Origin of the sequence: Pseudomonas emilianonis (assembly GCF_023072625.1) — a bacterium.
Classification (GTDB): Bacteria; Pseudomonadota; Gammaproteobacteria; order Pseudomonadales; family Pseudomonadaceae; genus Aquipseudomonas; species Aquipseudomonas paraveronii.
Window position 1 is genome coordinate 1 of sequence record NZ_JAKNRV010000327.1, and the last position, 5,768, is coordinate 5,768.

General features: G+C 62.5%; 8 protein-coding genes and 1 pseudogene. 4 read left to right on the plus strand and 5 right to left on the minus strand.

Annotation, left to right across the window (positions count from 1 at the left end):
* From L9Z73_RS23980 to L9Z73_RS23995, 4 genes are all read right to left on the minus strand, one after another.
* A partial coding sequence (locus tag L9Z73_RS23980) for a phospholipase D-like domain-containing protein (RefSeq protein WP_247406383.1) occupies positions 1–589 on the minus strand: 589 nt, incomplete at its 3' end.
* Between the two features lies 1 nt (position 590).
* Positions 591–1,181, minus strand: coding sequence for a YceI family protein (locus tag L9Z73_RS23985; RefSeq protein WP_247406386.1), 591 nt, complete (start codon positions 1,179–1,181; stop codon positions 591–593).
* A 100-nt stretch (positions 1,182–1,281) separates the two neighbouring features.
* Positions 1,282–1,596, minus strand: a complete 315-nt coding sequence (locus tag L9Z73_RS23990; RefSeq protein ID WP_247406389.1) for an amidase — start codon at positions 1,594–1,596, stop codon at positions 1,282–1,284.
* On the minus strand, positions 1,593–2,675 hold the full coding sequence (locus L9Z73_RS23995) for a serine hydrolase domain-containing protein (protein ID WP_247406399.1): 1,083 nt from the start codon (positions 2,673–2,675) through the stop codon (positions 1,593–1,595). Before L9Z73_RS23995 ends, L9Z73_RS23990 begins: the two co-directional genes overlap by 4 nt.
* A 186-nt stretch (positions 2,676–2,861) precedes the next feature.
* On the opposite strand from L9Z73_RS23995, the gene olsB reads away from it, so the two are divergent.
* On the plus strand, positions 2,862–3,617 hold the full coding sequence (gene olsB / locus L9Z73_RS24000) for an L-ornithine N(alpha)-acyltransferase (RefSeq protein ID WP_017844841.1): 756 nt from the start codon (positions 2,862–2,864) through the stop codon (positions 3,615–3,617).
* Positions 3,617–4,408 carry a lysophospholipid acyltransferase family protein gene (locus L9Z73_RS24005; RefSeq protein ID WP_247406392.1) on the plus strand — a complete coding sequence of 264 codons (792 nt, stop codon included), beginning with the start codon at positions 3,617–3,619 and terminating at the stop codon, positions 4,406–4,408. The genes olsB and L9Z73_RS24005 overlap by 1 nt, the downstream gene beginning before the upstream one ends.
* 122 nt (positions 4,409–4,530) lie before the next feature.
* Here the strand turns inward: L9Z73_RS24005 and L9Z73_RS24010 are convergent, their stop codons facing one another.
* A complete protein-coding gene (locus L9Z73_RS24010; RefSeq protein ID WP_247406395.1) occupies positions 4,531–5,115 on the minus strand; it encodes an ACP phosphodiesterase in 585 nt (194 codons plus the stop codon).
* Between the two features lie 154 nt (positions 5,116–5,269).
* On the opposite strand from L9Z73_RS24010, the gene L9Z73_RS24015 reads away from it, so the two are divergent.
* Both L9Z73_RS24015 and L9Z73_RS24020 read left to right on the plus strand, forming a co-directional pair.
* Positions 5,270–5,596, plus strand: a complete 327-nt coding sequence (locus L9Z73_RS24015) for an ArsR/SmtB family transcription factor (protein WP_017844838.1) — start codon at positions 5,270–5,272, stop codon at positions 5,594–5,596.
* A gap of 13 nt (positions 5,597–5,609) precedes the next feature.
* Positions 5,610–5,768: pseudogene (locus tag L9Z73_RS24020) on the plus strand (MFS transporter); the annotation flags it as partial.

Here is a 5,768-nt window from a genome sequence, read left to right on the forward strand (position 1 = left end):
GCCCGGTCGCCGGCACTTTGGGCAAGCGCGGCAAGCCGAAATGGGTGGCCGGTTTCCAGGCGCGACGGTCATCGTTGGCCAACCATTGCCGGTCGAACAGCGCCTGCCAATCCAGCACCAGCGGGCCGCTGATCTGCACCATCACTTCGTGCCAGTCGGCGCTGTCCTGCCCCGGTGTCCAGAATTCATCGGTAACGCCGGTGCCGCCGACCACGGCGATGTCTTGATCGACCAACAACAGCTTGCGGTGGTCGCGGTACAGGTTGCGCATCCAGCGCCGCCAGTTCAGGCGATTGTAAAAGCACAATTGCACACCGGCGTCGGTCAGGCGCTTACGCAGCCCGAGGGTAAACGCCAGGCTGCCGTAATCATCGAACAGGCAGCGCACCTGCACGCCCCGCTCAGCCGCCAGCACCAGCGCCTGCACCATGGCGTCGGCGCAGGCGCCGGCTTCCACCAGGTACAACTCCAGATCCACCTGCCGCCGCGCCCGGGCAATGCACGCCAGCATCTGCGGGAAAAAGTCCGGCCCGTCGATCAACAACTCGAACCGGTTGGCGCTGCGCCACGGGAACACTGCGCCACTCACGTCAGCGCGCCGTAAAAATCAGTACCGCACCCACCGGCACCGACAAACTGATCGACGCAAGCCCAGCCGCCTTGCGCAACGCGGCCACACCCGGCACCAGCTCGAAATCCTCGGCATGCAACACCACCGGCTCCAGGGTCACCACCTGGAAACGCCGATCATCCAGACGCGTGGCCAACAGCTCGGCGCTGTAGGTCTGGGTCTTGCCGTGCAGCGTCACCGACAGCGGCAGGCGCAACTCCAACTGCGCGCCGGGGGCCAGGTCGTTGATCGGTTGCAGGTTGATTTGCGTATTGATCAGCGCCTCGGGGAAGGTCTTGATTTCGAACAGCTGATTGCGCATGCGCTCGTCGCGCAGCGGGATGCCGCTGTTGACCGACTCCAACTCCACTTCCAACTGCGCGGCGCCCTTGCTGTCGACCTTGCCGTGCAACACCAGGAAGCGATGCACCTCGGCAATCTCGGTGTTTTTGGTGGTAACGAACGACAGCCGCGAGGACTCGTTGTCCAGGTACCAGTCGGCGTGGGCAGGCACGGCGGCGGTAGCCAGCAGGGCGAAGGCCAGGGGTTTGATGACAGACGCGTTGAACATTAAAGACTCGTGGGGCGGAAAAACCTGAACGAACCTTAACTGTGCCGCTTGCCCTGTGCAATCTAACTGATACCGCCGCCCCTGCATTGGATAGGGAGTCTCAGGGGTTGAGACGGCAGCCCTGCCGTTCACCCAGCCATCTGGCGGTATGAGTACGCCCCAATCCACTGGCGGTGACTTCACTGCGCTGCGGGTCATCGGTGAACGCGCTGGTCGGCACGTACTGTTTCACATAGCCCCGGCAATACTCGGCAGGGCTATTGGCCACATACCGACACGAGCAATATTCCTTGGCCGTATACGCCGCGATGATATCGGGGAAGGCTTGCAGGTTGACGCGTTCGTGCCACACCCATCCCAGCAGGGCGAGCAATAGCAGCAGGCAAAGGCTGGCAAACGGCCGACGACGGATCATGGTTGCACCGCCGCGAGCACGCGTTTGAGCAGTTCGTTATGGCGGTAGCTGCCGTCGCGATCATCGCCGTAACGCACGATCACCAGGTGTTCATCGGGCATCACGTACAGCGCCTGGCCCCAGTGGCCGAGGGCGGCGAAGGTGTCGGCGGGGGCGTCGGGCCAGGGCTTGGGGGCGCCCTGCACTGCACGGTTGAGCCACCACTGGCCACCGGGCACGGCTTCGTCCTGGCCGGGTTTGTATTTATCGAAGGGTTGGCGATTGAAGTCGACCCAGGCTTTGGGCACCAGTTGTTGCTCCCCCCAGCGACCGTCGCGCGCCATCAGCAGGCCGACGCGTGCCAGATCGCGGGCGGTGAGGTAGGCGTAGGACGAGGCGACGAAGGTTTCATCGGCATCGGTTTCCCAGGTGGCGTTGCGAATGCCCAGCGGCTTGAACAGTGCGTCCCACGGGTAACTCATGTAGGCCTTGTGGCCGAGCATGCCCTTGAGCGCGGCGGAGAGTAGATTGCTGTCGCCGCTGGAATAACGGAAGGCCTCGCCCGGCGCGCTGAAGGTGTCCATGCCGGCGGTGAATTGCGCCATGTCGTCACGGCCACGGGTGTAGAGCATTGCGACGACCGAGGATTTCAGCGGGGCATATTCGTAATCCTCCTGCCAATCGAGGCCCGAGGCCCAGTGCAGCAAGTCGGCCATCGTCACGGTTGGATGCTGTTTCATCGGCGGGTAGAAACGTGCGGCGGGGTCGCTCAATTTGAAGCGGTTTTCGCCGTAGGCCACGCCCAGCACCGTCGCCATCAGGCTTTTGCTCACGGACCACGTCAAGTGCGGCGTGCGGGCGGTGGTGGGCGCGGCGTAGCGCTCGTAGATGAGTTCGCCATCGCGGATCACCAGCAACGCGTCGGTGCGGATGCCTTGGCGGGTGGCGTCGTCACGCGCAGGGAAAGCGTAGGCGTTCAGGGCATCGACAGCGGGGCCTTCGATCGGTGTGCCCTTGGCCCAGTCTTTGTCAGGCCAGGTTTCGGCGCGGGTGGTGACGGTGGCTAACAACAGGGCAACGCACAGCAAGCCTCTGACCATGGACACGAACTCAAGGGGGGCATTCAAGCCCGCGAGCCTAGCCGAGGCCGATGACAGATTGGCGACACAGGGACGTGTCATCTAAGCGTCACCGTAACTTCATGGAGATGACACCGAGCCTACATAGCCTGAGTTTGGACAAACAAGTCGACCGGCCGGAACGTGGCTGGCACTCGGAGATTCGCCATGACTCAGATCGCCCGCATCAGCGACACCGGCAATGAACGCCGCCTGCAAGCCGAACGCCTGATCGGCGCCCAGGCTTTGCAAGAAGCACAGGCCCTGCGGTTCAACGTGTTCAGCGGCGAGTTCAACGCCAAGCTGAAAGGCGCGGAACTGGGCCTGGACATGGATGACTATGATGTTCACTGCAGCCACATCGGCGTGCGGGATTTGAACAGCGGTCGACTGGTGGCCACCACCCGTCTACTCGATCACCAGGCCGCCAGCACCCTGGGCCGGTTCTACAGCGAAGAAGAATTCAGCCTGCATGGCCTGCTGCACTTGCAGGGCCCGATCCTGGAAATCGGCCGCACCTGCGTCGACCCGGCCTACCGCAACGGCGGCACCATCGCGGTGCTCTGGGGCGAGTTGGCCGAAGTGCTCAACGAGGGCTGCTACAGCTACCTGATGGGTTGCGCGAGTATCCCGATGCACGATGGCGGCATCCAGGCCCACGCGATCATGCAGCGCCTGCGCGAACGCTACCTGTGCAACGAACACCTGCGCGCCGAGCCGAAAAAACCGCTGCCGGCGCTGGACCTGCCGTCCAACGTCATCGCGGAAATGCCGCCGCTGCTCAAGGCCTATATGCGCCTGGGCGCGAAGATCTGCGGCGAGCCGTGCTGGGATGAAGATTTCCAGGTGGCCGACGTGTTCATCCTGCTCAAGCGCGATGAGTTGTGCCCGCGTTACGCCCGCCACTTCAAGGCGGCCATGTGATGGGCCGCCTGCGCGTGTACGCGCGGATCGCCCGCGTGCTGCTGGTGGTGGCGCTGGGCTTGAGCATGGCCGGTGTGTTTGGTCTGTTCGAGCGCCTGGGGGTGGCCAACTCGATGGTGCGCCGTCAGCGTTGGTCGCGGTTCTTTATGGCGCGGCTGACCAACGCCCTGCCCTTTCGCGTGACGGTGCTGGGTGAATTGCCACAAACGCCGATGCTGTGGGTGAGCAATCACGTGTCCTGGACCGACATTCCGCTGCTGGGCATGGTCGCGCCAATGTCGTTTTTGTCCAAGGCCGAAGTGCGCACCTGGCCGGTGGCCGGCTGGTTGGCGGCCAAGGCCGGCAGCCTGTTTATTCGCCGGGGTGCGGGCGACAGCCAGTTGATCCGCAAACAGATGACCCGTCACCTGGAGCAACAGCACCCGCTGCTGATGTTCCCCGAAGGCACCACCACCGACGGGCGCAGGCTTCGCACCTTCCACGGGCGCTTGCTGGCCAGTGCGATCGACGCGCAGGTGTCGCTGCAACCGGTGGCGATTCGTTATCTGCGCGACGGGCAAGTAGACCCGCTGGCGCCGTTTATTGGCGATGATGATTTGCTCTCGCACCTGATGCGCCTGTTTGCCAACGATCAGGGCGATGTGGAAATCCATGTGCTCCAGCCGATTGCCTGTGCCGGGCAGGAACGCGCGGCGCTGGCGTTCCAGGCGCAGCAGGCGGTGCAGAAGGCGTTGTTCGGGCCGCTGCCGGAGACTGAGCAAGTGGCTGCGCGACCTGCATTCGCCGCCTGAATGAGGTAAACACAGTTCCAATGTGGGAGGGGGCTTGCTCCCGATGGCGGTGAATCAGTCAGCATATCTTTTGCTGACAGGCCGCCATCGGGAGCAAGCCCCCTCCCACATTTAGATCTCAGTTAGATCTCAGTGGTCAGTTGAGCGTGTGCAAATTGTTGCAACTCAGGATAAAACAGCCGGAAGTCTTCACTCAGCGGCTCATATAACGTGCGCAATTCCTGCATCGCATGGCCCAGCGCCTCAGGCTGCGTCAACCGCCGCGAGATCCCCCGCAACACCTGCTCCATCACCCCAAACTCGCGGTATGACCCCAGCCAATCATCTGCCGCCATGTACGGCGCAATCTGCGCCAGGCGCCCCGGCAGTTGCGGTTCAGCCGCGAGCACGCGGTACACCTGTGAAGTGAAATGCTCCAGAGGCTGGTCGGCATAGCGCTGCCAATCCCGCGCCAGGCAGTGATCGAAAAACACATCGAGGACGATCCCGGCATAGCGCCGGCGGGTCAGGCTGAAGCGCGACAGCGCTTCACCGACCAGCGGATGGCTGTCGGTGAAGCGGTCGATTGAGCGGTGCAACTGGATGGCCGCTTCGATGGACGGGCTGAACTGGCCCTGCAGGCGGCCTTTGACAAAGTCGCCATACAGGCTGCCCAGCAGTTGTGCAGGAAGTTGGCCGCCCAGGTGCAGATGTGCGAGATAATTCATGGTGTGCAGTCTATCACTGCCGCCAACATATCGTTATAACCCGATATACAGATTTGGCCTGACATCAGATCAAAATCATATTGGAATATCGGGATATACCGATTTAAAGTTCGCCTCATCGCGATATAACGCTTTACGCCACCGAGCAACTGCCATGTCCATCGACCTCGACGAAATAATAAAAGCCCTGGCGCACCCAGTACGGCGAGACATTCTCACTTGGCTGAAAGACCCGAAAGTGCAGTTCCCCGAGCAACTGCACAACCACGAATACGGCATCTGCGCCGGGCAGATCGACCAGCGCTGCGGCTTGTCCCAGTCGACCGTGTCGGCCCACCTGGCCACCTTGCAACGGGCGGGATTGATCAGCAGCCAGAAGGCCGGGCAGTGGCACTTTTTCAAACGCAACGAGGAAACGATCCAAGCCTTCCTCACTGCGCTCATCACTGAGCTCAGTTCTGAAATCCGCGCACCGCTGTAACAAGGAAACGCAAATGCCCCTCTCGCTCCTTATCCTCGCCCTGAGCGCCTTCGCCATCGGCACTACCGAGTTCGTCATCATGGGCCTGCTGCCCGATGTGGCGGCGGACCTGGGCGTGTCGATTCCCGGCGCTGGCTGGCTGGTGACCGGCTACGCCCTCGGCGTGGCCATC